Raw genomic sequence first — 244 nt, forward strand, 5'->3', positions numbered from 1 at the left:
CATCTGGGTTTTCTAAACCAATATGTAAACGAATCATCGGTTTACTTTTATCCCATGTCGTTGCCGTTCTAATACTATCAATACCTGCCACACTTAAAATTAAGCTTTCATAACCACCCCATGAAAAGCCGATTTTAAAATGCTTCATATTTTCAACTATTGCCGTTAATGCTTTACTAGAGCCTTCTTTTAACAGAAATGAAAATAAGCCATTGGAAGCGGTATAATCACGTTTAAAGAACTC

The 244-nt window shown here is 34.8% G+C and carries 1 protein-coding gene; it reads right to left on the reverse strand.

Going from position 1 to position 244, the window contains the following annotated elements; genetic code table 11:
* Positions 1 to 244: PLP-dependent transferase (locus V6256_RS15405; RefSeq protein ID WP_341599129.1), on the reverse strand; the 244-nt coding region annotated here is incomplete at both ends.

Source organism: Psychromonas aquatilis, from assembly GCF_038155185.1.
Taxonomy (GTDB): Bacteria; Pseudomonadota; Gammaproteobacteria; order Enterobacterales; family Psychromonadaceae; genus Psychromonas; species Psychromonas aquatilis.